Origin of the sequence: Pandoraea soli, from assembly GCF_902459595.1 — a bacterium.
Classification (GTDB): Bacteria; Pseudomonadota; Gammaproteobacteria; order Burkholderiales; family Burkholderiaceae; genus Pandoraea; species Pandoraea cepalis.
The window spans coordinates 93,695-120,132 of sequence record NZ_CABPSG010000011.1; the positions used below are offsets into that span (position 1 = coordinate 93,695).

The window sequence follows — 26,438 nt, forward strand, 5'->3', positions numbered from 1 at the left end:
GCGCGTCGACACGCTACCGTGTGCGGATTTTCATAATTGGGTGTTTGATCGCTATGTCATTAGAAGCCGGCCACGCTCCGAGCCCGTCGGAGTACATTTCGCACCACCTGCAAAACCTTGCGAGTTCGACGCAAACCAAGATCGTCGATTTCTCGATCATCAACTGGGACACGATGTTCTGGTCGATCGCGATGGGCGTTTTGGGCTGCTTCGTGCTTTGGTTGGCTGCCCGTAAAGCGTCCTCGGGCGTGCCGAGCCGGTTCCAGGGTGCGGTCGAAATGCTCGTCGAAATGGTGGAAGACCAGTCGAAGAGCATCGTGCACGGCAATCGTGCCTTCATTGCACCGCTGGCGTTGACCGTTTTCGTCTGGGTCGCCCTCATGAACTCGCTGGACTTGCTGCCCGTCGATCTGCCGTCAAAGGTGATCGGGTGGGTCGGTCTGGGCGACATCATTACCCATCACCGCATCGTGCCGACGGCCGATCTGAACGGTACGCTCGGTATTTCCGTTGGCGTGCTGATCCTGATGCTGTACTACAGCTTCAAGATCAAGGGCGCGGGTGGTTTCATGCACGAGTTGTTCACGGCACCGTTCGGTAACCACTTCCTGCTGTGGATCCCGAACCTGCTGCTCAACCTGATTGAATTCTGTGCCAAGACCGTGTCGCTCGGCATGCGACTGTTCGGCAATATGTACGCCGGCGAACTGTTGTTCCTGCTGATCGCTCTGTTGGGCGGCATCTGGAGCTTTGGCGCGGATGCGTCGGTGCTGGGTTTTGTCGGTCACATCATTGCCGGCACCGCATGGGCGATTTTCCACATCCTGATCGTGTTGCTCCAGGCGTTCATCATGATGATGCTCACGCTGGTGTATATCGGCCAGGCGCACGACCATCACTGATCGGTCGTTGCAGGTAGTGACGTGTTTCCCGGTTTCACAGTTTTTTAAATTTAAAGTTTCAAGTCTCTAACCAAAAGGAGTAATCATGCAAGCTTTCATCGCCAACATCCAGGGTCTGACCGCCATCGCTATCGGCATTATCATCGGTCTGGGTGCTATCGGCGCCTGCCTGGGTATCGCGCTGATGGGCGGTAAGTACATCGAAGCGTGCGCCCGTCAGCCCGAGCTGATGAACCCGCTGCAAACGAAGATGTTCCTGCTGGCCGGCCTGATCGACGCGGCATTCCTGATCGGCGTGGGCGTTGCCATGCTGTTCGCGTTCGCGAACCCGCTGCTGTCGAAGCTCGCTTAAGTTTCTTTCGGCCGGTCGCGCAATGATCCGCGCGGCCAACTGGACATGAACGGCGCGCCCAAGCCAGCTGGCACCATGGGGCGCGCTGTTTTGCCAATCGACTCGCATCACCGAAAGGAAACACCGTGAACATAAACGCAACTCTGTTCGCGCAAACCGTCGTGTTTCTGATCCTGGCATGGTTCACGATGAAGTTCGTGTGGCCGCCGCTGATCAAGGCTATCGACGAACGCGCGAAGAAAATCGCTGACGGTCTGGCTGCCGCCGACAAGGGTAAGGCCGAACTGGACGCCGCCAACAAGCGCTCCACGCAAGCCCTCGCAGAAGCCCGCGACGAAGGCGCGAAGCGTATTGCCGACGCCGAGAAGCGTGCTCAGGCCGTGGCCGACGAAATCAAGGCCCAGGCGCAAGCCGAAGCCGCCCGTATCATCGCCAACGCCAAAGCCGAAGCCGAGAACCAGGCCGTCAAGGTCCGTGAATCGCTGCGCGAAGACGTTGCCGGTCTGGCTGTCAAGGGCGCCGAGCAGATCCTGAAGCGTGAAGTTGACGCCAAGGCCCATGCCGACCTGCTGAACCAACTCAAGGCAGAGCTCTGATCATGGCCGAACTCGCAACCATCGCTCGTCCGTACGCCGAAGCGCTGTTCCGCGTGGCCAAGACCGGCGACCTGAATCGCTGGTCTGGGCTGGTGCGTGAACTGGCGCAAGTGGCAGCGCTGTCCGAAGTGGCCAATCTGGCCGACGATCCGAAAATCACGCCGGCGCAAATTGTCGATGTGCTGACTGCGGCCGTGAAATCGACCGACGCCGAAGTGCGCAACTTCGTCGCCGCTGTGGTCGAGAACGGCCGTCTGGCCGCCATGCCGGAGATCGCCGAACAGTTTGAAGCGTTGAAGAACGCTGCCTCCGGTTCGGCGGATGCCACGATCGAAAGCGCCTTCCCGCTCGAAGGCGAGCAACTGACCGCTTTGGTCAAGGGCCTCGAGCACAAGTTCGGCTGCAAGCTCAACGCGAGCGTGACGGTAGACCCGTCGCTCATCGGTGGCGTGCGTGTGGTGGTTGGCGACGAGGTGCTGGACACTTCGGTGCGCGCCCGCCTGGCAGCTATGCGGACGTCGCTGACGGCCTGAGGCCGGCGCGATACGACTGCGACGGCAAGAATTGAATATCAGGAGCACATATGCAACTCAATCCCTCTGAAATCAGCGAACTGATCAAGAGCCGGATTCAAGGTCTCGAGAGCGGCGCCGAAGTCCGTAACGAAGGCACCGTGATCTCGGTGACTGACGGTATCTGCCGCATCCATGGCCTGTCGGACGTGATGCAGGGCGAAATGCTGGAATTCCCGGGCAATACGTTCGGTCTGGCACTGAACCTCGAGCGCGACTCCGTCGGCGCCGTGATTTTGGGCGAATACGAGCACATCTCGGAAGGCGACACCGTCAAGTGCACGGGTCGCATTCTGGAAGTGCCGGTCGGCCCGGAACTGAAGGGTCGCGTCGTCGACGCGCTGGGCGTGCCGATCGACGGCAAGGGCCCGATCAACGCCAAGCTGACCGACGCCATCGAAAAAATCGCCCCGGGCGTGATCTGGCGTAAGTCGGTGTCGCAACCGGTGCAGACCGGTATCAAGGCAATCGATGCCATGGTGCCGATCGGCCGCGGCCAGCGTGAGCTGATCATTGGTGACCGTCAGACGGGTAAGACCGCTGTGGCCATCGATGCGATCATCTCGCAGAAGGGCAAGGGCATGACCTGCGTGTACGTCGCGATCGGTCAGAAGGCCTCGTCGATCATGAACGTGGTGCGCAAGCTCGAAGAGCACGGCGCGATGGAATACACGATCGTGGTGGCGGCGACGGCGTCGGACTCGGCAGCCATGCAGTTCATCGCACCGTACGCCGGCTGCACGATGGGCGAGTACTTCCGCGATCGCGGCGAAGACGCGCTGATCATTTATGACGATTTGACCAAGCAAGCCTGGGCCTATCGCCAGATCTCGCTGCTGCTGCGCCGCCCGCCGGGCCGTGAAGCCTACCCGGGTGACGTGTTCTATCTCCACTCGCGCCTGCTCGAGCGCGCCGCTCGCGTCTCGGAAGAGTACGTCGAGAAGTTCACGCAGGGCGCAGTCAAGGGTCAGAGCGGTTCGTTGACGGCGCTGCCGATCATTGAAACGCAAGCCGGCGACGTGACCGCGTTCGTTCCGACGAACGTGATCTCGATTACCGACGGTCAGATCTTCCTGGAAACCGATCTGTTCAACGCAGGCATCCGTCCGGCAATCAACGCCGGTATCTCGGTGTCGCGTGTGGGCGGTGCGGCGCAGACCAAGGTCATCAAGAAGCTGTCGGGCGGTATTCGTACCGACCTCGCACAGTACCGTGAGCTGGCTGCGTTCGCGCAGTTCGCGTCGGACCTGGACGAAGCCACCCGCAAGCAACTCGAGCGCGGCCGCCGCGTGACCGAATTGCTCAAGCAGCCGCAATACCAGCCGCTGCAAGTCTGGGAATTGGCTGTGTCGCTGTTCGCCGCCAACAACGGCTATCTGGACGACCTCGAAATCGCTCAGGTGCTGCCGTTCGAGAAGGGTCTGCGCGAAGTTCTGAAGACCAGCCACGGCGCGCTCATCGGCCGTATCGAAGAGACCAAAGATCTCTCGAAGGACGACGAAGCCGCCCTGCACGCTGCGATCAAGGACTTCAAGCAGACCGGCGCTTACTAATCCGGTTGAATCGGTAACTGTTCAACGGACCCGGGAAGGCGCGATGTTCAGCCAACAGCGAACGTCGCGCCGAGACAAGGAGTAAGCAATGGCTGGAATGAAGGAAATTCGCGGCAAGATCAAGAGCGTGCAAAACACGCGCAAGATCACCAAGGCCATGGAAATGGTGGCTGCGTCGAAGATGCGCCGCGCGCAGGAACGCATGCGTCACGCCCGGCCGTACGCGGACAAGGTGCGCCAGATCGCCGCGCATATGGGCCAGGCGAATCCGGAATACCACCACCCGTTCATGGTGAAGCATGCCGACGCGAAAGCGGCCGGCTTCATCGTGGTGACGACGGACAAGGGCCTGTGCGGCGGCTTGAACACCAACGTGCTGCGTGCCGTGGTGGCCAAGATGAAGGACATCGAAGCGAATGGCCTGAAGATCGAGGCCACTGCCATCGGCAGCAAGGGCTTCGGTTTCCTGAACCGTATCGGCGCGAAGGTGGTATCGCATGTCGTGCAACTGGGCGACACGCCGCATCTGGACAAGTTGATCGGCGCAGTGAAGCTGCAGCTCGATGCGTACGCCGAAGGCAAGCTCGACGCCGTGTACCTGGCCTACAACCGCTTCGTCAACACGATGAAGCAGGAAGCCGTGGTCGAACAGCTGCTGCCGCTGCCCGAGAAGTTCGTGGGCGAGTCGGAAGACGCGAGCGCAGTGCCGGCACAGCATTCGTGGGACTACATCTACGAACCGGATGCGAAGACGGTCGTCGATGCCCTGCTGGTGCGTTACGTCGAAGCTGTCGTGTACCAGGCTGTCGCAGAGAACATGGCGTCGGAACAGTCCGCCCGTATGGTGGCCATGAAGGCCGCATCGGACAACGCGAAGACCGTGATCGGTGAATTGCAGATGATCTACAACAAGGGTCGTCAAGCCGCGATTACGAAGGAACTGTCCGAAATCGTGGGTGGCGCCGCCGCAGTCTGAGCGGTGGCACGGGCCGATGCGCCGCAAGGCGAAATGAATTTGAGTATCTAAAGGAAAAGCGATGAGTACTGCTTTGATTGAAGGCAAAATCGTACAGTGCATCGGCGCCGTTATCGACGTGGAATTCCCGCGCGAAAGCATGCCGAAGATCTACGACGCGCTCACCATGGAAGGGTCGGAACTGACGCTCGAAGTCCAGCAACAGCTGGGCGACGGCGTGGTTCGTACCATCTGTCTGGGTTCCTCCGAAGGCCTGCGCCGCGGCATGAAGGTGCAAAACACCGGTCTGCCGATCACGGTGCCGGTCGGCAAGCCGACGCTGGGTCGCATCATGGACGTGCTGGGCCGTCCGATCGACGAAGCCGGTCCGATCGCCAAGGAACACACCCGTTCGATTCACCAGAAGGCACCGGCGTTCGACGAACTGTCGCCGTCGACCGAACTGCTCGAAACCGGCATCAAGGTGATCGACCTGATCTGCCCGTTCGCCAAGGGCGGCAAGGTGGGTCTGTTCGGTGGCGCCGGTGTGGGCAAGACCGTGAACATGATGGAACTCATCAATAACATCGCCAAGGAACACGGCGGTTATTCGGTGTTTGCCGGCGTGGGCGAGCGTACCCGTGAAGGGAACGACTTCTACCACGAAATGAAGGACTCGAACGTTCTGGACAAGGTCGCGCTGGTGTACGGCCAGATGAACGAGCCGCCGGGCAACCGTCTGCGCGTGGCGCTGACCGGTCTGACGATGGCCGAGCACTTCCGTGACGAAGGTCGCGACGTGCTGTTCTTCGTGGACAACATCTACCGTTTCACGCTGGCCGGTACCGAAGTCTCGGCACTGCTCGGCCGTATGCCGTCCGCCGTGGGCTACCAGCCGACGCTGGCGGAAGAAATGGGTAAGCTGCAAGAGCGCATTACGTCGACCAAGACCGGCTCGATCACGTCGGTGCAAGCCGTGTACGTGCCTGCCGATGACTTGACCGACCCGTCGCCGGCCACCACCTTCGGTCACTTGGACGCCACCGTCGTTCTGTCGCGTGACATCGCCTCGCTGGGTATCTACCCGGCCGTCGATCCGCTCGACTCGACCTCGCGTCAGATCGACCCGAACGTGATTGGCGAAGAGCACTACACGGTGACCCGTCGCGTGCAATCGACGCTGCAGCGTTACAAGGAACTGCGCGACATTATCGCGATTCTGGGCATGGACGAACTGTCGCCGGACGACAAACTCGCCGTGGCCCGTGCGCGTAAGATCCAGCGTTTCCTGTCGCAGCCGTTCCACGTGGCCGAAGTGTTCACGGGTTCGCCGGGCAAGTACGTTCCGCTCAAGGAAACGATCCGCGGCTTCAAGATGATCGTCGATGGCGAGTGCGACCACCTGCCGGAACAGGCGTTCTACATGGTTGGCACGATCGACGAAGCGTTCGAAAAAGCCAAGAAGATGCAGTAAACGGTTGAGTGCCGCGCGACGGCGGGGTCTCGCGAGAGACGCCACCGCACGCCGGCAGGTGACTGTTGCGGGGCGGGGTAGCGAAGCGAGGACGGCAATGTCCGGACTGGCGCGCCTGCCGCTTCATCACACTCAACGGGAGCGATTATGGCAACCATTCAAGTAGACGTCGTCAGCGCCGAAGCGCAGATCTTCTCCGGACCGGCGCGCTTTGTGGCGCTGCCTGGCGAAGCCGGCGAACTGGGCATTTTGCCCGGCCACACGCCGCTGATCACGCGCATCAAGCCGGGCGCGGTGCGTATCGAGGACGAGGCAGGGAACGAGGACTTCGTCTTCGTGGCCGGCGGCATTCTCGAAGTGCAACCGGGTACGGTGACCGTGCTCGCCGATACCGCAATTCGCGGCAAGGATCTGGACGAGGCCAAGGCGGCCGAAGCCAAGCGCCGTGCCGAAGAAGCGCTGTCGAACAAGGATTCGAACATCGAGTATGCGACTGCCCAAGCCGAACTGGCCGAAGCCATCGCCCAACTCGCTGCGATCCAGAAGTTCCGCAAGGTGAAGTAAAGCCGCATGGTTGCGGCGACGGCCTCACGGTCGGCGCTGTACGCCATGCTCGCCGTAGCGCAACGGGGGCCGTCTTCGCGACGACCATCGCCACGCCGCGGCCAAAAGCCCCATGCATGCAAGTGCGTGGGGCTTTTGTTTTACTCGGCGCCTGCGCGCCACCGGGGGGCCCCGCGTGTCCGCCGCCCCGCGTATTCTTTGCGCGACTCAGGGCCATCCCCACTCGTGCCGTTACCGGAATTCCGTTAACGTAAACGTCAAGTCAGCATCGCGCGCTATTGTTATGACTAGCGCCCCCGTTGTTCCATGAGACGGCAGGTGGGCCATTTACGCGGGCGAGCGCCGAACATCAGCATTTCACCCCTTCAGCATTGCCTCAGGAGACAAGCGCATGGAAAGCCGGGAAGGTTCGGGCGTTGTACCTCGTAATGGACTGTCGTATGTGAAGGGTGACACCACCATTCCGCTATCGACGCTGACGGTGTTCGGTCTGCTCGCCGAGACGGCGGCGAAATATCCGGAGCGGCAGGCCGTCGTGTTCCGCGAGCAGGGCGTGGATTGGACGTGGCGGGAATTCATCGCGCACGTGGATACGTTTGCCTCCGGGCTGATGTCGTTGGGCCTGAAGCAGGGCGATCGCGTGGGCATCTGGTCGCCGAACCGTGTGGAGTGGCTGGTCACGCAGTTCGCCACGGCGCGCATCGGCCTGATTCTGGTGAACATCAATCCGGCGTACCGGCTGGCCGAACTCGAATACGCGATCAACAAGGTCGGATGCAAAGCGCTCATCGCCGCGGAGTCCTTCAAGACGTCGCGTTATCTCGACATGCTCAACACGCTCGCGCCTGAGCTGGCGGAGAGTTCTCCCGGTCAATTGCACTCGGCGAAGCTGCCGACGTTGCGCACCGTCATTCGCATGGGCTCGAGCGTGACGCCGGGCATGATGAATTACAGCGACGTGGTCACGCTCGGTGCGGACGCCAATCTCGATGCGCTGCGCGAGATCACCGACGGGCTCGATTGCTTCGACGCCATCAATATCCAGTTCACGAGCGGTACCACCGGCAACCCGAAGGGCGCCACGCTCACGCATCACAACATCGTCAACAACGGCCGTTACATCGCCATGGCGATGCGCTTCTCGGAGCATGACAGCCTGTGCATTCCGGTGCCGTTCTACCACTGTTTCGGCATGGTGCTGGCAGTGCTCGCCTGCGTGTCGACCGGGGCGACGATGGTGTTCCCGGGCGAGGCGTTCGACCCGAAGGCGACGATGGCCGCGGTGTCGGAAGAGCGCTGCACCGCGTTGCACGGCGTGCCGACGATGTTCATCGCCCAGCTCGATCATCCGGACTTCGACATCTACCGGTTCGACACGCTGCGCACGGGCATCATGGCCGGCTCGCCGTGCCCGATCGAGACGATGAAGCGCGTGATCAGCCAAATGCACATGCGCGAAGTCACGATCGCCTATGGCATGACGGAGACGAGTCCCGTGTCGTTCCAGACCACGACGACCGATCCGCTAGAGAAGCGCGTGACGACCGTCGGGCGCGTGCAGCCGCACCTCGAAGTGAAACTCGTGGATGCTGCCGGGGAGATCGTGCCGGTGGGCGAAAAGGGCGAGTTATGCACAAAGGGCTACTCGGTGATGCAGGGCTATTGGGACGACGAGCCGCGCACGCGTGAGGCGATCCGCGACGGCTGGATGCACACGGGCGACCTGGCTACGATCGACGAGGACGGCTATTGCAATATCGTCGGCCGGGTAAAGGACATGCTCATTCGCGGGGGCGAGAACATCTACCCGCGCGAGATCGAGGAGTTCCTGTTCCGTCATCCGAAGGTGCAGGCGGTGCAGGTGTTTGGCGTGCCGGATGCGAAGTATGGCGAGGAAGTATGCGCCTGGATCATTCTCAAACCGGGACAGAGCGCGACGGAAGACGATATCCGCGCCTTCTGCCAGGATCAGATCGCGCACTACAAGATTCCGCGTTACATCCGCTTCGTGACCGAGATGCCGATGACGATCACGGGTAAGGTGCAGAAGTTCGTCATGCGCGAGCAGATGGTCGAATCGCTGGGGCTGTCGGAAGCGAAGACAGCCTGACCGCCGCCGGGTCGGGTCCCGCGTGACCGGCGGGCCTTTGCTTATTTTTTGAGCGCGCCCGGGGACAATGCCGTATGATTCGGGATTACCCTAGGTTTCGCGCCATGCCTGCCCACACCTTCCGCACGGTTTTCGTTCTCGGCATTCTGTCGGCCATCGGCTCGCTGTCGATCGACATGTATCTGCCCGCGCTGCCGAGCATTGCGCGCGAATTGAATACGACGGACGCCGCCGCGCAATTCTCGCTGGCGTCGTTCTTTATCGGTCTCGGGCTGGGTCAATTGCTGCACGGGCCACTGGCCGACCGTTACGGGCGCAAGCGGCCGCTCTACGCCGGTCTGGCGCTCTATACGATCGCGTCGGCCGGTTGTGCGCTCGCCACGAATATCGAGACGCTGATTGTCTGTCGCTTCATTCAGGCGGTGGGCGGCTGCGCATGCTTCGTGATCGCGCGGGCGATGGCGCGCGACCTGTTTGACACGAGCACCGTCGCGCGTGTGCTGTCGCGCATGACGCTCATCATGGGCGCGGCCCCCATCCTCGCGCCGCTGATCGGCGGGCAAGTCCTGCTGTTCGTCGGCTGGCGCTGGATCTTCTGGGGCCTGACCGTGTTCGGTGCCGGGTGCTTCGCGATGTCCGTCTATTGGCTACCGGAGACGCGCGCGGCCGCAAAGCAGGCCCGCCATTGGCTCGCTACGGCGTGGCACAACTACGGCGCACTCGTGCGCGACCGCGAATTCATGGGCAATGCGCTCGCGGGGGGCGTCTCCCAAGCGGGCATGTTCGCCTACATCACCGGCTCACCTTTCGTGTTCATCAACCTGTATGGGGTCGACCCGGCGCATTACGGCTGGCTCTTCGGGTTGAACGCGTGCGGCATCATTGCCGGCTCGCAGGTCAACGCCCACCTGTTGCGCAAACGCCGTCCGGCCGACGTGCTGCGTCGAACCAACAACCTGGTCGCCGTGCTGGGATTGTTGATGCTGGCGGTGGCGGCGCTGAAGCTCGGCGGACTGGTCGGGTTGATGGTGCCGCTGTTCGCCTATGTCACGAGCCTGGGCTTTTCCCAGCCGAATGCGGTGGCCGAAGCGCTGAACCGGCAGCATCAACGCGCCGGGGCGGCCTCGGCCCTGCTGGGTGCGCTGCAGTTCCTCGCCGCTGCGAGCGCCGGGGCCGCGGTCGGTCTGATGCACGCCCGCTCGGCGGTACCGATGGCGGCCGTCATGGCCGTGTGCGGTGTGCTGTCGTGGTGTTTCCACACGGTACTGATCCGTCGCGTAGCCCGGGCGTCGCCTCCCGCCGCAGGACCGGCTTGATCCCACGCTACGTCGCCGAAAGTCACCAACGCCGCCGCACCCGGCAGCATCGAGTGTTGGATTCCCGCCACACCGGGAAGGGGGCGAAAGGCGGTTGAACGCCGACGCCGAAGATTTTCGGGGAACCGATGCGCGAAATTGGCTTCCAACCCTGACATTCGAAACGGGTCATGCCACCTGTAACAGTTTGTAATTGAACTGTTCGCGCGCTGGCGCGATAGGCAAAGTGCGATTCATAGCCCTCCTGCAAAGCCCCCGGAAATTTTTTGCAAGAATGGCTAAAGTTCGGCACCCGCCTGCCGAAATACAGTCAAGTAGTAAAGCGCAGCTTGATGACGTCTTCATGACGTCGACATAATTTCGCCACCGATCGCTATCCCCAAGCGCATCGAAGGGGACGCTCGCGCCCCGCCTGTAGGAAAAACTCCTACAAAAAACTTCCGCTTTTCTCACTGCCTCACGTAGTTTTTCTCCGATTTCTTTATCTTTCGCCCTTGCCCACAATGCGAGGGACTGGGCAGTCGTACGCCAGATCCATCCATTGCGCCGGGGGGCCGCATGCGAAACAACGAAACACTCAATGAGATTCGTGAATTGAATCTCTCTTATCTCGTCCTGGCTCAGCGCCTGATCCGTGAGGATCGCGCCACGGCAATGTTCCGCATGGGGATCAGCGACCAACTGGCCGACGTGCTCGGCCGTCTCACCTTGGCTCAACTCGTCAAATTCGCGGGGTCGAACCAGCTTCTGTGCCGATTTCGCTTTGACGACCACGTGATGCTGTCGAGTCTCACGCACAGTGCGAAAGACGTGGGTATGCAGCAGTCGCACGCTTCGATTCTATTGGCGGGGCAACCCGTCGAGCAGATCGGCTAAGCACGCCACGCACGCTACGCCGCCCGGTGGGCGGCGCTTCGCGTGACTTGCCAGGAAGTTTGCCCATGCGTACCAAAAGCGTCGTTCTCGAGGCCCGTGAAATTCAGTTGGCCATCGAGCTGATTGAACTCGGCGCCCGCCTCCAGTTGCTGGAAGCGGAAACGAGCCTGAGCCGTGACCGGCTCATCAAACTCTACAAAGAACTCAAGGGGGCATCGCCGCCCAAGGGCATGCTGCCGTTCTCGACCGATTGGTTCGTGACATGGCTGCCCAACATCCATTCGTCGCTTTTCCACAATATCTATCGCCACCTGGTGCAGCACGGCGGGTGCCAGGGCATCGAAGCCATCGTCAAGGCGTACCGCCTGTACATGGAGCATGTGGAGTTGCATGACTGGGAAGCGGTGCTCGGGTTTACACGCGCGTGGACGCTCGTGCGCTTCTTCGACAGCAAGATGTTGCAGATGACGCCGTGCACGCGCTGCAGCGGACATTTCGTCACGCACGCCCATGAACCGCATGGCCAGTACGTTTGCGGGCTTTGCCAGCCGCCGTCGCGCGCCGGCAAGACCCGCAAGGCGAAGCATGCGCATGCGGCCGATCTGGCACCGGTCACCGATATTTCTCCGCTGGCCGCCTAGGCAAGCCTACGTCACGAGGTCGCACCCCCTACAGTTTCCCTGCGTGTCTGCCGTTAAGCCCTCTGAACAGGACGGACAATTTTCCGTAGACGTATTTTTGCGAGAGGTATCCGGCAGTGCTTGTCGTCATTGGTTACATCATCGTTCTGGCATCGGTCTTTGGCGGTTTCGTCATGGGCGGAGGCCACCTGGGCGCGCTGTTTCAGCCGACTGAGCTGCTGATCATCGGTGGCGCGGGCATCGGCTCGTTCGTGGTGGGCAACAACAGCAAGGCGATCAAGGCGACGATGAAAGCGCTGCCGATGCTGTTCAAGGGCTCGAAATACACCAAGGATCTGTACATGGAGTTGATGGCGCTCCTGTACGTGCTGCTGGCCAAAGCGCGCAAGGACGGCATGCTCGCCATCGAAGGCGACGTGGAAGACCCGGCATCGAGCCCGGTGTTCTCGCAGTACCCGCGCATTCTCGGCGAGCCGCGCATCATGGAATTCCTCACCGATTACCTGCGCCTGATGGTCAGCGGCAACATGAACGCGTTCGAGATCGAGAACCTGATGGATCACGAAATCGAAACGTACCGTCATGAAGGCGAAGTCCCCGCGCACTGTCTGCAGAAGACGGGCGACGCCATGCCCGCTTTCGGTATCGTGGCGGCCGTGATGGGCGTGGTGCACACGATGGCGTCGGCCGACCAGCCGCCGGCGGTGCTGGGCGCGCTGATCGCCCAGGCGCTCGTGGGCACGTTCCTCGGCATTTTGCTCGCCTACGGCTTCATCTCGCCGCTGGCGCAACTCATCGAACACCGCATCAACGAATCCGTGAAGCTCTACGAGTGCATCAAGGTCACGCTGCTCGCCAGTCTGAACGGCTACGCGCCGGCACTCTCGGTCGAGTTCGGCCGCAAGGTGTTGTATTCCACTGTCCGTCCGTCGTTCGCCGAGCTTGAAGAGCACGTGCGACAGGTCAAGGCACGCTGACGGGTCGCAGCAATGAGCGAGAAAGAAGAGCGGCCCATCATCGTCAAGCGCCGCGCGCGCAGCGCGCACGGCCATCACGGCGGCGCGTGGAAGATTGCGTACGCCGACTTCATGACGGCGATGATGGCGTTCTTCTTGCTGATGTGGCTGCTCAGTTCCGCGACGAGCAAGGAGCTGACGGGGATTGCCGAATACTTCCGCACGCCGCTCATGGTCGCACTCTCCGGCGGACATAACGCCGCAGACAATAGCGGCGTCATTCCCGGCGGTGGCCCCGACACGACGCGCACCGACGGCCAGAAATCGCGCGGCGATCAAGCCAGATCGCGTCAGGCGATGTCAGCCGAGCTGGCCGAGCGGGCCGAAGCGCAGCGTTTGCGCGAACTCAAGGCGCGCATCGAGAAGGCGATCGAAAACAATCCTACGCTCAAGCAGTTCCGCAAGCAGTTGCTCATCGACGTGACGACCGAGGGCTTGCGCATCCAGATCGTGGACGACCAGAACCGGCCGATGTTCGCCAACGCGAGCGCGCAGGTGCAGCCGTATATGCGCGACATCCTGCGCGAAATCGGCAAGTCGCTCAACGACATGCCGAACCGCATCAGTTTGTCGGGCCACACCGACGCCACGGCCTACGCACAGGGCGACAAGAGCTACAGCAACTGGGAGTTGTCGGCCGATCGCGCGAACGCGTCGCGTCGCGAACTGATTGCCGGCGGTCTCGATGGCGAGAAGGTGCTGCGCGTGGTGGGCCTGGCGTCCACCGTGCCGCTTGATCGCGATAACGCGTACAACCCGATCAATCGCCGCATCAGCATCATCGTGCTCAATCGGCGCGCGGAGCAGTCGGTCAAGCGTGAGGCCGACCAACCGACGATCGACGCAGCGAACGCCCGCGGCGCCGGCAGCGATGCCGTGAACGCCCTCATCAACGGCGAGCTGCCGGCGCCGCCTGCCCCCCCGGCGGCACCCGACGCCGCTCTGCGATAACGGACAAGAGGAGACGCATGCAGGCCCTACGCAACACGATTCTCGCCGTCGACGATTCTGCGTCGATGCGCCAGATACTGGCGGCCACGCTTGACGAGGCCGGCTACGCCGTGACGACTGCCCGCGACGGGCAGGAGGCCCTGGCGCTCGCGTCGAACACGGCGTTCGATCTGGTGCTGACCGACCAGCACATGCCTGGCATGGACGGCCTGTCGCTCATTCGCGCGCTGCGCGAACTCGACACGTTTGCCGAAACGCCGATTCTGGTGCTCACCACCGAAGTCGACGGCGCGTACAAAGCCGCGGCCCGCGAAGCGGGCGCCAGCGGCTGGCTGATCAAACCGGTCGACCCCGAGGCATTGGTCGACGTAGTGGGCTCGCTCGTCGGCGAAGGCGCATGACGATGTCGTCGATGGCACAACCAAGTTAGGACGAGGAAATCGGTGGATATCACCCAGTTCTACCAGACCTTTTTCGATGAAGCGGAAGAGTTGCTCGCCGAGATGGAGCATCTCCTGCTCGCGCTCGATATCAATGCACCCGATAACGAGCAGCTCAATGCGATCTTCCGTGCGGCGCACTCGATCAAGGGCGGCGCCGCGACGTTCGGATTCACCGCGCTCACCGAGACCACTCACCTGCTGGAAAACCTGCTGGACCGCGCGCGTCGCGGCGAATTGCAGTTGCGCACCGAGATGGTCGACACCTTCCTGGAAACCAAAGACGTGTTGCATCAACAGTTGAATGCCTACCGCGCCTCCAGTGAGCCCGATGCCGAGGCGATGAAGCGCATCTGCGCAGTCCTTCAGCAACTCGCCGCCGAAGAGAGCGGTGTTCCGGCCGCCCCTGCCGCCCCCGTGGCGCCTGCCGCATCGGCAACGGCTGCCGCGCCCGCCGCTCCCCCGGCCGAAGCCATGGCGGCGACGGACGCGAGCGGCGCTCCCGCAAGCGCTGTCCCGCCGGGCCAGACGCGTCTGAAGGTCGCGCTCACCGGCGTGGGCGAGAAGGACCAGACGTTGCTCGCGGAAGAGCTGGGCAACCTGGGCGACGTGGCTGGCCGCCAGTCGAGCGGCGACACGCTGCACCTGTGGCTCGATACCACGTGCGGCGCCGACGACATTCTCGCGGTGTGCTGTTTCGTGATCGAGCCGTCGCAGATCGACGTGCAGGACGCCGCGACGGCGGCAGCGGCAATGGCCGCCGCGGTGCCGGTCGAGACGCCGGTGGCCGCCCCGGTCCAGACCTCGGAAATCTTTGCGCCGGCGCCAGTCGCCGCGCCGTCGATCGAAGTGCCGGTCGCCGCCCCGGTGGCGGCGGCTGCCCCGGAGGCACCCGTGCCGCCACCTGCGGCCGAGCCGATCATCGTGCCGCCCGAGGCGCCCGCCGCGCATGCCGGCGCTGCCGGTGGCAGTGGTGGCAATGGTGCGCATCCGCCGGCCGAGAAGCGCGTGGCCGCACCGGCAGGCGGCGCGGCCGGACACGAGAACAGTTCGATTCGCGTGGGCGTGGAGAAGGTCGATCAGCTCATCAACCTGGTGGGCGAGCTGGTGATTACGCAGGCGATGCTCGCGCAAACGGCGAGCAGCCTCGATCCGATGCTTCACGATCGCCTGTTCAACGGCATGGGCCAGCTCGAGCGCAATGCGCGCGACCTGCAAGAGGCCGTGATGTCCATCCGCATGATGCCGATGGATTACGTGTTCTCGCGCTTCCCGCGCCTGGTGCGCGACCTCGCGACCAAGCTGGGCAAGCAGATCGAACTCGTCACGTTCGGTCAGGCGACCGAACTCGACAAGAGCCTGATCGAGCGCATCATCGATCCGCTCACGCACCTTGTGCGCAACAGCCTCGATCACGGCATCGAGACGACGGAGCTGCGCCTGGCCTCGGGCAAGGACCCGGTCGGTCAGCTCGTGCTGTCCGCGGCGCATCAGGGCGGCAACATCGTGATCGAAGTGAGCGACGACGGCGCAGGTCTGCGCCGCGAAAAGATCCTTGCCAAGGCGCAGCAGCAGGGGCTGCCGGTCTCGGACTCGATGTCCGACGAAGACGTGTGGCAACTGATCTTCATGCCGGGGTTCTCCACCGCCGAGGCGATCACCGACGTGTCGGGCCGCGGTGTGGGCATGGACGTCGTCAAGCGCAACATCCAGCAGATGGGCGGGCACGTGGAGATTCTGTCCTCGCGCGGCAAGGGCACCACGATCCGCATCGTGCTGCCGCTCACGCTCGCGATTCTCGACGGCATGTCCGTCAAGGTCGGACCGGAGATCTTCATCCTGCCGCTGAACTTCGTGATGGAGTCGCTGCAGCCGCGTCGCGACGACATTCGTGCCGTGACCGGCGAAGGTCAGGTCGTGCTGGTGCGCGGCGAATACCTGCCGCTCGTCGAGCTGTACCGCGCGTTCGACGTGCCGGAGGCGCGCGCCGATCCCACGCAGGGCATCATCGTGATCCTTCAGGCCGAAGGCCGCCGCTTTGCGCTGCTCGTCGACGAACTGGTCGGCCAGCAGCAAGTCGTGGTGAAGAATCTCGAAACCAATTACCGCCGTATTCACGGTATTTCCGCCGCCACCATCATGGGTGACGGCAGTGTGGCATTGATCGTCGACGTGGCGGCGCTTCAGCGCGGCCAGCGCTCGGCGGCCGCCACCATCTTCAACTGAAGTCGGAGACGCGTCAGATGGACAACCTTTCGCAAGAGCATGCCGTGTCGCGCCAGGGTGGCGCCATGCAGACCGATGGCGACGGTCAGGAGTTTCTGGTCTTCACGCTCGGTGAAGAGGAATACGGCATCGACATCCTGAAGGTGCAGGAGATTCGCGGCTACGACGCGGTCACGCGCATCGCCAATGCGCCGGACTTCATCAAGGGCGTGATCAATCTGCGCGGCATCATCGTGCCGATCGTGGACATGCGGATCAAATTCCGTCTGGGCCGCGTCGAGTACAACACGCAGACGGTCGTGATCATTCTGAACGTGGCGGGCCGCGTGGTCGGCATGGTGGTCGACGGGGTCTCTGACGTGCTCACGCTCGCCCGTGGCGAAATCAAGCCGGCGCCGGAATTCGGCGCGCAACTGGCCACCGAGTACATCACCGGGCTGGGCACCGTCGAAGGCCGCATGCTGATCCTGATGGACATCGAGAAGCTCATGACCAGCAGCGACATGGCGCTTATCGAGCGTCTGGCGAGCTGAGACCCGGCGCGCCACCCGACAGACCCGAGACCCCCCGACCTGTAATCCACGGAGACCGAGCACGTGCGCAATAACCAGCCCGTTACCCAGAACGAATTCGTCATCGGCGAGCATCAGTACCTGATCTCACGGACGGATCTGAAGGGGCGGATCACGTATGCCAATCCCGCCTTCGTGGAGGTGAGCGGCTATTCGCGTGAAGAACTGCTGGGCGCTCCGCACAACATCGTTCGCCATCCGGATATGCCGCCGGAAGCGTTCGGTGATCTGTGGGAGACGATCAAGCGCGGCGATACGTGGACCGGGCTGGTCAAGAACCGCCGCAAGAACGGCGATTTCTACTGGGTGCTGGCCACGGTAACGCCGACGCTGGAGAACGGCGCCGTGGTTGGCTTCACGTCGGTGCGCGTGCGTCCGGCGGCGGGCACGACGGCGCAGGCCGACACGATCTACGCACGCTTTCGCAGCGGGCAGGCCGGCAACTTGCGCATTCGCGGCGGCCAGATCGAGCGCGGCGGATTCGCTGCGGTGGCGCGCAAAATCCGCCTGGACACGCTGCGCGCGCGGCTGACCGGCATCATCGTGCTCGGCGCGACGCTGTTGGCCGTGGTCGGCGGTCTGGGCCTGTGGGGGATGTCGAGCAGCAACGGGAAACTGCTGCGCGTCTATCAGCACGGCATGGTGCCGGTGAGTACGCTGGCCGTCATCGGCCAGAAGCTCGACCGCGACGTCTTGCTCGTGGCCGAAGCCGTGGGCAGCCCGAACCTCGACGCCATGAAACGCGCGGGCGACGAAATCACGAGCAGCCTCGACGACATCAACCGCGAGTGGACCGAATACATGGCGTCGGTCGACCCGGACACGCGCGCGCAAGCCGAGCGCTTCAACACGATTCGCCAGCGCTTTACGACCGACGGCCTGCAACAGACGGTCGAGATGCTCAAGGCCGGCTCGGCCGAAGGCGCACAGCAGACGTATCTCGAAAAGGTGAAGCCGGCCTATGGCCCGATGCGTGACGAGCTGAACGTGCTCACACGCCTTGAACTCACCCAGGCGACCGACCTGTATCAGCAATCGCAGAAAGCCCACACCTTCGTGCGTGCGGCCACGGTGATCGCGGTGATCGGCGGCATCATCCTCTTGTTCGTTCTCGGCAGCGTGCTGCGCCGCGCGATCAATCACCCGCTGCGCGTGGCGCTCTCGATGTCGAAGCAGATCGCGGCGGGCGACTTGACCGTCAAGGCGGAAGGCACGGGCCGCGACGAGATCGGCCAGTTGCTCTTCGGCCTCACCGTCATGAAGAACAGCCTGCTGTCCATCGTCTCGGATGTGCGCGAAGGCATCGAATCGATCAACGTGGCCTCGCACGAAATCGCGGCGGGCAACACCGATCTGTCGGCGCGCACGGAGCAACAGGCGGCCTCTCTGGAAGAGACGGCGTCGTCGATGGAGCAGCTCACGGCCACGGTCAAGCAGAACGCCGACAACGCCAAGCAGGCGAGCGTGCTGGCCGTGAACGCCTCTGAGATCGCTGCCCGCGGCGGCCGCGTGGTCGGCAACGTGGTCGACACGATGCACGGGATTTCGTCGAGTTCGCACAAGATTGTCGACATCATCAGCGTGATCGAAGGCATCGCGTTCCAGACCAACATCCTTGCGTTGAACGCGGCGGTGGAAGCGGCGCGCGCGGGCGAGCAGGGACGCGGCTTTGCCGTGGTGGCCGGCGAAGTGCGCACGCTGGCGCAGCGCAGCGCGGCGGCGGCCAAGGAAATCAAGGTGCTCATCGAAGACTCGGTCGGGCGCGTGGAGAGCGGCTCGACGCTGGTGGCGCAGGCCGGTCACACGATGGAGGAAATCGTGCAGGCGGTGCAGCGCGTGACCGACATCATGGGCGAGATCTCGGCGGCATCGAGCGAACAGTCGAGCGGCATCGAACAGGTCAATCGCGCCGTCACCCAGATGGACGAAGTCACGCAGCAGAACGCGGCGCTCGTGGAGGAGGCGGCGGCGGCCGCCGGCTCGCTCGAAGATCAGGCGGGTCGCTTGCGCGACGCCGTGGCCGTCTTCCGTGTCGGGGACGCCTTCAAGGCAGATGCGGCGCACAACACGGCCGCGCGACACAGCGCGTCCGCGGAACGCCATCCGGAGGCCGCTTCGACGTCGGTCCCGGCGGTCTCGGCGGCCCGCGCGGCGCCGGCACGGGCCAGCGCAGGCGGCGCCACGCGCACCGTCACGCGACGCCCGCAGTCACCCGCGCCGACGGTGCCCGCCGCCGGCACGCCGGAGGACGCGCAGGTGCTGCAACTGGCCGCGCGTCGAGGCAAGGCACCGGCGGGCGGATCGGCCGGATCGAAGTCGGGCGCAAACACGAGTGATTCGGGCGAGTGGGAAGAATTTTGACGGGTCGGTAATTCGGATAGTTGAGATGGATACGCCGGCCGCAGGCCGGTCTTCACGAGGTAGAGATCGTTATGTTTAAGAATGTCACCATCCGGGCACGGCTGACGCTGGCGCTGGGACTCTTCATGGTGCTGCTGGTCGTCGGCGCCGCGGCGGGTCTCCTCTCGCTGCAACAAAGCAATGCGTCGCTGCGCGATATCTACAGGAACGACATGGCGTCGTCGCGCTCCCTCGCACAGACGACGATTTCCACCCTGTCGGCGCGCGTGACGCTCTCGCGCATCGAGTTCATTGCCGATCCGACCGAGATCAAGACGGCAATCGACCGCGTACGTCAGAACCTCAAGGCGGCGGATGACGCGTGGGGTGCTTACGCGGCGAAACCGATGTCCGACAGCGAAAAGCCGTTGGCCGATGCGGTGATCTCCGCCCGTGGCAAGGTGGTCAACGAGGGCATCGTGCCCGCACTCAAGGCCATTGAGTCGGGCGATATCCCGGACTTCCACGCCAAGACGGTCATGGACGTGCCGCGCCTCTTCTCCGATTACACCAAGGCGATGGTGACGCTGGCCGACTTGCAGAACAAGAGTGCCGAGAACCGTTACCTGGCCGCCCAGGCTCGCTACACGCTGGTGATGTGGCTGGTCGGTATCGGCCTGGTCATTGGACTTCTCGTCGGCATCATCACGCAGATCACGCTCACGCGCGCGGTCGTCGGCCCCATTGACGACGCCATCAAGCATTTCGAGAAGATCGCGGGCGGCGACCTGACGCAGCGCATCGAAGTGTGGAACGACACCGAAACCGGGCGTCTGTTCAAGGGCGTGAAGCATATGCAGGACAGCCTCGTGCGCACTGTAACGGAGGTCCGCTCGGGTACCGAGTCGATCACCTCGGCCGCGCAGCAGATTGCCGCGGGCAATACCGATCTGTCGGCACGCACCGAACAGCAGGCCGCGTCGCTTGAAGAGACGGCGTCGTCGATGGAGCAGCTCACCGCCACGGTCAAGCAGAACGCGGACAACGCGCGCCAGGCGAGCCAGCTTGCCGTGACCGCGTCGGACATCGCCGCACGCGGCGGCGAAGTGGTGGGCCGCGTGGTCGGCACGATGCAGGGCATCTCGACCAGCTCGAGCAAGATCGTCGACATCATCAGCGTGATCGACGGGATTGCCTTTCAGACCAACATTCTCGCGCTGAATGCGGCGGTGGAAGCCGCGCGCGCCGGCGAGCAGGGCCGTGGTTTCGCGGTGGTGGCGGGCGAAGTGCGCACGCTGGCGCAGCGCAGCGCGGCCGCGGCCAAGGAAATCAAGGAACTGATCGAAGACTCCTCCCACAAGGTTCAGGACGGCTCGTCGCTCGTCGAGCAAGCCGGTCAGACGATGGAAGAGATCGTGCAGGCGGTCAAGCGCGTGACGGACATCATGGGCGAGATCTCGGCGGCGTCGAGCGAGCAGTCGGGCGGCATCGAACAGGTCAATCGCGCCGTCACGCAGATGGACGAGGTCACGCAACAGAACGCGGCGCTCGTGGAAGAAGCGGCGGCGGCAGCCGGCTCGCTCGAAGAGCAGGCCAATCGATTGAAGACGGTCGTCTCGGTGTTCCGTCTGGACGCCAGCCAGGCGGCGTCCAGCCACACGGCGCCGACGCTCGCGGCTGCCCCGGTGGCCCGCCCTGTGGCGAAGAAGGCGAAGGCGACGGCGCCCGCTGCGTCCGCACCGACGTCAGCCGTGGCCCCGAAGGCCGCGACCGCTGCGCTGCGCAGACCGGCGCCGGCGGCGGCTGCCCCGGCGGCAAGCGCCCGCACCGGCACAGATGACGCCAGCGGCGACTGGGAGACCTTCTGATCGCGCCGCGCGCGCTCACTCGGGCAACTCGTTAACAACTATTGGAACGGTGCACGCGCCACTCCCCATCGCGGGACGAACCGGAGGTCACGGGGCGCGTGTCGGCAAGTGGCAACAATCGGCAAGACGAAAGCCGCCGCGTGCATCGCGCACGCGACGTGCGGGTAGTGGAGGGTCACATCATGAAGCAATTGAGTCTCAAGGCAAAACTCTGGTCCGCGCTTGCGCTGATGTGGCTCGGTCTTTTGATTTTCGGCGGCTGGGCCGCCTGGCATGAACGCAGCACGATGGTATCGGAGCGGCGTGCGGCGGTGCAAAGCGTCGTCACGAGTGCCGACGGAATCGTGCGCGACTACGCGGCACAAGCGGCGGCGGGCAAGATCAGCGTCGACGAAGCGAAGCAACAGGCCATGGCCCGCCTGAAGACGATGCGCTATGGCGACAGCGGCTACCTGGTCGTGTTCGACTCGAAGCCGGTCGTGCTCATGCATCCGACGCTGGCCGATCTGGTGAACAAGGACGTCTCGAACTATAAGGACTCGAACGGCAAGCTGCTGTTCGTCGAGATGGCTCGCGTTGCCAAGGAGAAGGGCTCGGGCTTCGTCGAATATCACGGTCGTGTCGCGGGCAGCGACAAGCGCCTGGAAAAGCTCTCGTTCGTGAAGTACTTCGCGCCGTGGGACTGGAGCGTGATGAGCGGCATGTACATGCAGGACGTCGACGAAGCGTTCTACAGTGCGTTGATTCGCTACGGCATTGCCCTGTTGCTCATCGGCGCCATCGTGACGGCCGCCATGATCGCGATCATTCGCAACGTGCAGCGCAGCCTCGGCGGCGAGCCGGAATACGCGGCCGACATCGCCCATCGCATCGCGAGCGGCGATCTGCAAAGCCACGTGATGCTGGCACCGGGCGACAACAGCAGCCTGCTCTACGCGATGCAACGCATGCAGCGCACGCTGGCCGAGACCATCGGGCAGATCCGCGAGGGTACCGAATCGATCACGACGGCGGCGCAGGAAATTGCGGCGGGCAACACCGATCTGTCGGCACGCACTGAACAGCAGGCCGCGTCGCTCGAGGAGACGGCATCGTCGATGGAGCAACTCACCGCCACCGTCAAGCAGAACGCCGATAACGCGCGCCAGGCGAGCCAGCTTGCCGTGAATGCGTCGGAGATCGCGACCCGTGGCGGTCAGGTCTCTGGAAAGGTGGGCGAGACGATGGACGGCATTTCGACCAGCTCGAGCAAGATCGTCGACATTATCGGCGTGATCGACGGGATCGCGTTTCAGACCAACATCCTGGCGCTGAACGCCGCGGTGGAAGCCGCCCGTGCGGGCGAGCAGGGCCGTGGTTTCGCGGTGGTGGCGGGCGAAGTGCGCACGCTGGCGCAGCGCAGTGCGGCGGCGGCGAAGGAAATCAAGGCGCTGATCGAAGAATCGGCGCGCCGCGTTCAGGACGGCACGGCGCTCGTGACTCAGCAGCGGCAGACCATGGGCGAGATCGTGCAGGCGGTCAAGCGCGTGACGGACATCATGGGGGAGATCTCGGCGGCATCGAACGAGCAGTCGAGCGGTATCGAACAGGTCAACCGCGCCGTGACGCAGATGGACGAGGTGACGCAGCAGAACGCGGCGCTCGTGGAAGAAGCGGCAGCCGCGGCGGGATCGCTGGAATCGCAGGCGCACGATCTGCGCGCGGCGGTGGCGGTGTTCCAGACGAGCGGTGCCGGCGCGGCCGTTCACGCGATGGGCGCGCCGCGTCGCGGGCCGGCGCCGCAACCCCTGGCTCGCGCGGCATAGCGCGAACGATTGCCGCGGTGGCAAAGTGAGACGACATGACTGATTCGCGCATGACATCACCTACGACGCGTCGAGGTGCCGCTGGCATCGACGGCGACGTCGGCTCGCGCAGCGCGGATTTCGCGCGCGCCAGCGGTGCCGCCCTCTCCGGCGAGCGCGATTTCACCTTCTCGTTAGCCGATTTCGGCCGCATCCGTAACCTGATCTATCAGCGCGCCGGGATCGCCCTGGCGGAGCACAAGCGCGAGATGGTGTACAGCCGCATCGCGCGGCGCTTGCGCGCGCTCGGCATGACGAGCTTCACCGAATACCTCGACATGCTCGAGGCCGACACCGGCGAGACCGAATGGGAGTCGTTCACCAATGCGTTGACGACCAATCTGACCTCGTTCTTCCGGGAGTCGCACCATTTCCCGCTGCTTGCCGACTTCGTGCGTCAGCGGGCCAAACCGATCTCGATCTGGTGCTGCGCGGCGTCGACCGGCGAAGAACCGTATTCGATTGCGATGACGCTCGTCGACACGCTCGGCACGCGGCCCAACGCGAGCGTGCTCGCCACCGATCTCGACACGCAGGTGCTCGCGCGGGCATCGAGCGCGGTCTACAGCGGCGAGCAGACCGGCAAACTCTCGCAAGAGCAGTTGCGCCGCCACTTCCTGCGGGGCACGGGCGCCAACGAGGGCAAGATCAAGGTGCGTCCGGAGCTGCAGCAGCTCGTGACGTTCGCGCCGCTTAACCTGCTCGCGCCGTCGTGGCAGATCGGCGGGCCGTTCGACGTCATCTTCTGCCGCAACGTGATGATCTATTTCGACAAGGCCACGCAAGCGCGCATTCTCGAGCGCTTCGTGCCTTTGCTCAAGCCGGATGGTTTGCTCTTCGCCGGGCACTCCGAGAACTTCACCTACGTGAGCCAGGCGTTCCGGCTGCGCGGGCAGACGGTGTACGAGCTGGCCGGCTCGACCGCGCGAGGGGCCTGACATGACGCAGCCACTGGCCGAGGCGCTCGCCACCAACCACTACTTCGACAATGCGTTCGACACGCAGGCGGTGAAGCTGCTGCCGTCCGAGTACTACGTCACGACCGACGACATCATGCTCGTGACGGTGCTCGGGTCGTGCGTGGCCGCGTGTGTGCGCGATACCGTCACGGGTATCGGCGGTATGAATCATTTCATGCTGCCCGACGATGGCGAGAGCGAGCGCAACCGTATACTCTCGGCGTCGATGCGCTACGGCGCTTACGCCATGGAAATGCTCATCAACGAGCTGATCAAGCTCGGCGCACGGCGCGAACGGCTCGAGGCGAAGGTCTTCGGCGGCGGCGCGGTGCTCGCGGGCATGACCACCCTGAACATCGGTGACCGCAATGCGAACTTCGTGTTGCGCTATCTGGAGATGGAGCAGATTCGCGTCACGGCGCAGGATCTTCTTGGACCGCATCCGCGCAAGGTATGCTTCTTGCCGCGCACCGGGCGGGTGATGGTCAGAAAGCTGGGCGACCGGGGCGACCCGGCCATTGCCCAGCGCGAACAGGCGTACGCGCAGCGACTGCGTGCACGCGAAGTCCGGGGTTCCGTAGAACTCTTTGCGCCACCGGCCAGAAATGCCAAGCCTCGGCCGGGGCCTGACAACCGACAAATGGAGGGGGCTTGAGCGAACCTATCAAAGTCCTGTGTGTGGACGATTCCGCACTCGTGCGCAGCCTGATGACCGAGATCATCAATGCGCAACCGGACATGACCGTTGTGGCGACCGCCCCCGACCCGCTCGTGGCGCGCGACCTGATCAAGCAGCACAACCCGGACGTGCTCACGCTCGACGTCGAAATGCCGCGCATGGACGGGCTCGACTTCCTTGAGAAGCTCATGCGTTTGCGTCCGATGCCGGTGCTCATGGTGTCGTCGCTGACCGAGCGCGGCTCGGAAGTCACGCTGCGCGCGCTCGAACTCGGCGCGGTGGACTTCGTGACGAAGCCGCGCCTGGGCATTCGCGACGGCATGCTCGACTACGGCGAGATGATTGCCGACAAGATTCGTGGCGCCGCGCGTGCCCGCGTGCGCAGCGCCCCGCCCAAGAGCGCGACGCCCGTGCCGGTCGAAGCGGCGCCGCTGCTGCGTAACCCGCTGGTGTCGACGGAGAAGCTGATCATCATTGGCGCGTCGACGGGCGGCACGGAGGCGATCCGTGAGGTGCTCGTGCCGATGCCGCCGGACGCCCCGGCGATTCTGATTACCCAGCATATGCCGGCGGGCTTCACCAAGTCGTTCGCGCAGCGCCTGAACGGACTGTGCCGCATTACGGTGAAGGAAGCCGAGCATGGCGAGCGGGTGCTGCCGGGCCACGCGTACATCGCGCCGGGCGGCGACACCCACCTGCTGCTCTCGCGCAGCGGCGCGAACTATGTGGCCTTGCTCGAAGCGGCACCGCCGGTGAATCGACATCGTCCGTCGGTCGATGTATTGTTCCGCTCCGCGGCGGTTCACGCTGGACGCAATGCGATTGGCGTGATTCTCACGGGCATGGGCCGCGACGGCGCGGCCGGACTCGTGGAAATGCGCCGGGCCGGCGCGCACACCTTCGCGCAGGACGAGGCGAGTTGCATCGTGTTCGGCATGCCGCGCGAGGCCATTGCGATGGGCGGGGCGGAAGAAGTGGTGCCGTTGCACGAAATGGCCCGCAAAGTGCTGCATCAGGTTGCGAAATTTGGCGATCGCACCCAGCGGGTATAGTAGGGCGCTTTTTTGGCGTTTTTTCGCCGTATGCGTCGCGTCGATTTGCGGACACACTTGGGGCACCGAGTGGTGGCGAAATCTGCCCATGAATATCGCCGGCCCCCGCGGGGCGCCGGCTGAATTGGAGTGATGATGGTAGACAAGAACTTGAAATTCCTGGTCGTCGACGATTTTCCGACGATGCGCCGGATTGTGAGAAACCTGCTCAAGGAGCTGGGCTTCTCCAATGTCGACGAGGCGGAAGACGGTGCGGCGGCGCTGGCCAAGCTGCGTGGCGGCAGCTTCGAATTCGTGGTCTCGGATTGGAACATGCCGAACATGGACGGCCTGACGATGCTGCAACAGATCCGGGCCGATCCGAACCTCGCGAAGCTGCCGGTGCTGATGGTCACGGCCGAAGCGAAGAAGGAAAACATTATCGCGGCCGCCCAGGCTGGCGCAAGCGGGTATGTGGTCAAGCCGTTTACGGCCGCGACGCTCGACGAGAAGCTGGGCAAGATCTTCGAGAAAATGGTTAAGACAGGGGCGTGAGCGTGACCCACGAGGCGAGCACTGAATGGCCGGGTGAGCCCAACGG

At 63.6% G+C, this 26,438-nt stretch carries 24 protein-coding genes; all 24 read left to right on the forward strand.

Going from position 1 to position 26,438, the window contains the following annotated elements; translation table 11 throughout:
• The first annotated feature begins 53 nt into the window (after positions 1–53).
• The 24 genes from atpB to cheY all read left to right on the forward strand — a co-directional run bounded on the left by atpB (position 54) and on the right by cheY (position 26,392).
• Positions 54–902, forward strand: coding sequence for a F0F1 ATP synthase subunit A (atpB, locus tag PSO31014_RS17825; RefSeq protein ID WP_017233821.1), 849 nt, complete (start codon positions 54–56; stop codon positions 900–902).
• Between the two features lie 85 nt (positions 903–987).
• Positions 988–1,254, forward strand: a complete 267-nt coding sequence (gene atpE / locus PSO31014_RS17830; RefSeq protein ID WP_017233820.1) for a F0F1 ATP synthase subunit C — start codon at positions 988–990, stop codon at positions 1,252–1,254.
• A gap of 125 nt (positions 1,255–1,379) precedes the next feature.
• Positions 1,380–1,850 carry a F0F1 ATP synthase subunit B gene (locus tag PSO31014_RS17835; RefSeq protein WP_017233819.1) on the forward strand — a complete coding sequence of 157 codons (471 nt, stop codon included), beginning with the start codon at positions 1,380–1,382 and terminating at the stop codon, positions 1,848–1,850.
• A gap of 2 nt (positions 1,851–1,852) precedes the next feature.
• Positions 1,853–2,383 (forward strand): F0F1 ATP synthase subunit delta, encoded by a 531-nt coding sequence (locus tag PSO31014_RS17840; protein ID WP_150552839.1) that lies wholly within the window; start codon positions 1,853–1,855, stop codon positions 2,381–2,383.
• 50 nt (positions 2,384–2,433) lie between these two features.
• Entirely contained in the window at positions 2,434–3,975 is a 1,542-nt protein-coding gene (gene atpA, locus PSO31014_RS17845; RefSeq protein ID WP_150552840.1) for a F0F1 ATP synthase subunit alpha, read from the forward strand.
• A gap of 88 nt (positions 3,976–4,063) precedes the next feature.
• On the forward strand, positions 4,064–4,951 hold the full coding sequence (atpG, locus tag PSO31014_RS17850) for a F0F1 ATP synthase subunit gamma (protein WP_150552841.1): 888 nt from the start codon (positions 4,064–4,066) through the stop codon (positions 4,949–4,951).
• Between the two features lie 61 nt (positions 4,952–5,012).
• Positions 5,013–6,404: a F0F1 ATP synthase subunit beta gene (atpD, locus tag PSO31014_RS17855; protein WP_150552842.1), complete on the forward strand. Its 1,392-nt coding sequence runs from the start codon at positions 5,013–5,015 to the stop codon at positions 6,402–6,404.
• 147 nt (positions 6,405–6,551) lie between these two features.
• A complete protein-coding gene (locus PSO31014_RS17860; protein ID WP_017233814.1) occupies positions 6,552–6,968 on the forward strand; it encodes a F0F1 ATP synthase subunit epsilon in 417 nt (138 codons plus the stop codon).
• Between the two features lie 391 nt (positions 6,969–7,359).
• Entirely contained in the window at positions 7,360–9,078 is a 1,719-nt protein-coding gene (locus PSO31014_RS17865; RefSeq protein WP_150552843.1) for an AMP-binding protein, read from the forward strand.
• A gap of 104 nt (positions 9,079–9,182) precedes the next feature.
• Complete coding sequence (locus PSO31014_RS17870; protein WP_150552844.1) at positions 9,183–10,394, forward strand: Bcr/CflA family multidrug efflux MFS transporter; 1,212 nt, start codon at positions 9,183–9,185, stop codon at positions 10,392–10,394.
• A gap of 558 nt (positions 10,395–10,952) precedes the next feature.
• Positions 10,953–11,270, forward strand: coding sequence for a flagellar transcriptional regulator FlhD (gene flhD / locus PSO31014_RS17875; RefSeq protein ID WP_150552845.1), 318 nt, complete (start codon positions 10,953–10,955; stop codon positions 11,268–11,270).
• Positions 11,271–11,335: 65 nt separating this feature from the next.
• The gene (gene flhC / locus PSO31014_RS17880; RefSeq protein ID WP_150552846.1) at positions 11,336–11,911 is read left to right on the forward strand and encodes a flagellar transcriptional regulator FlhC; all 576 of its coding nucleotides are present in this window, start codon (positions 11,336–11,338) and stop codon (positions 11,909–11,911) included.
• A gap of 116 nt (positions 11,912–12,027) precedes the next feature.
• On the forward strand, positions 12,028–12,888 hold the full coding sequence (gene motA / locus PSO31014_RS17885) for a flagellar motor stator protein MotA (RefSeq protein WP_017233809.1): 861 nt from the start codon (positions 12,028–12,030) through the stop codon (positions 12,886–12,888).
• Positions 12,889–12,900: 12 nt separating this feature from the next.
• Entirely contained in the window at positions 12,901–13,878 is a 978-nt protein-coding gene (gene motB, locus PSO31014_RS17890; protein WP_017233808.1) for a flagellar motor protein MotB, read from the forward strand.
• A gap of 17 nt (positions 13,879–13,895) precedes the next feature.
• Complete coding sequence (locus PSO31014_RS17895; protein ID WP_150552847.1) at positions 13,896–14,279, forward strand: response regulator; 384 nt, start codon at positions 13,896–13,898, stop codon at positions 14,277–14,279.
• 42 nt (positions 14,280–14,321) lie between these two features.
• Positions 14,322–16,544, forward strand: coding sequence for a chemotaxis protein CheA (cheA, locus tag PSO31014_RS17900; RefSeq protein WP_150552848.1), 2,223 nt, complete (start codon positions 14,322–14,324; stop codon positions 16,542–16,544).
• A 17-nt stretch (positions 16,545–16,561) separates the two neighbouring features.
• Positions 16,562–17,077, forward strand: a complete 516-nt coding sequence (locus PSO31014_RS17905; protein WP_150552849.1) for a chemotaxis protein CheW — start codon at positions 16,562–16,564, stop codon at positions 17,075–17,077.
• 63 nt (positions 17,078–17,140) lie between these two features.
• Positions 17,141–19,477 carry a methyl-accepting chemotaxis protein gene (locus PSO31014_RS22845; protein WP_150552850.1) on the forward strand — a complete coding sequence of 779 codons (2,337 nt, stop codon included), beginning with the start codon at positions 17,141–17,143 and terminating at the stop codon, positions 19,475–19,477.
• A gap of 71 nt (positions 19,478–19,548) precedes the next feature.
• Positions 19,549–21,324: a methyl-accepting chemotaxis protein gene (locus PSO31014_RS17915; protein ID WP_150552851.1), complete on the forward strand. Its 1,776-nt coding sequence runs from the start codon at positions 19,549–19,551 to the stop codon at positions 21,322–21,324.
• 182 nt (positions 21,325–21,506) lie between these two features.
• A complete protein-coding gene (locus PSO31014_RS17920; RefSeq protein ID WP_174976569.1) occupies positions 21,507–23,129 on the forward strand; it encodes a methyl-accepting chemotaxis protein in 1,623 nt (540 codons plus the stop codon).
• 50 nt (positions 23,130–23,179) lie between these two features.
• Positions 23,180–24,106 carry a CheR family methyltransferase gene (locus PSO31014_RS17925; protein ID WP_246176771.1) on the forward strand — a complete coding sequence of 309 codons (927 nt, stop codon included), beginning with the start codon at positions 23,180–23,182 and terminating at the stop codon, positions 24,104–24,106.
• Position 24,107: 1 nt separating this feature from the next.
• Positions 24,108–24,782 carry a chemoreceptor glutamine deamidase CheD gene (gene cheD / locus PSO31014_RS17930; RefSeq protein WP_150552853.1) on the forward strand — a complete coding sequence of 225 codons (675 nt, stop codon included), beginning with the start codon at positions 24,108–24,110 and terminating at the stop codon, positions 24,780–24,782.
• Positions 24,779–25,858, forward strand: coding sequence for a protein-glutamate methylesterase/protein-glutamine glutaminase (locus PSO31014_RS17935; RefSeq protein WP_150552854.1), 1,080 nt, complete (start codon positions 24,779–24,781; stop codon positions 25,856–25,858). The genes cheD and PSO31014_RS17935 overlap by 4 nt, the downstream gene beginning before the upstream one ends.
• A gap of 135 nt (positions 25,859–25,993) precedes the next feature.
• On the forward strand, positions 25,994–26,392 hold the full coding sequence (gene cheY / locus PSO31014_RS17940; protein WP_017233620.1) for a chemotaxis response regulator CheY: 399 nt from the start codon (positions 25,994–25,996) through the stop codon (positions 26,390–26,392).
• Positions 26,393–26,438: the final 46 nt, after the last annotated feature.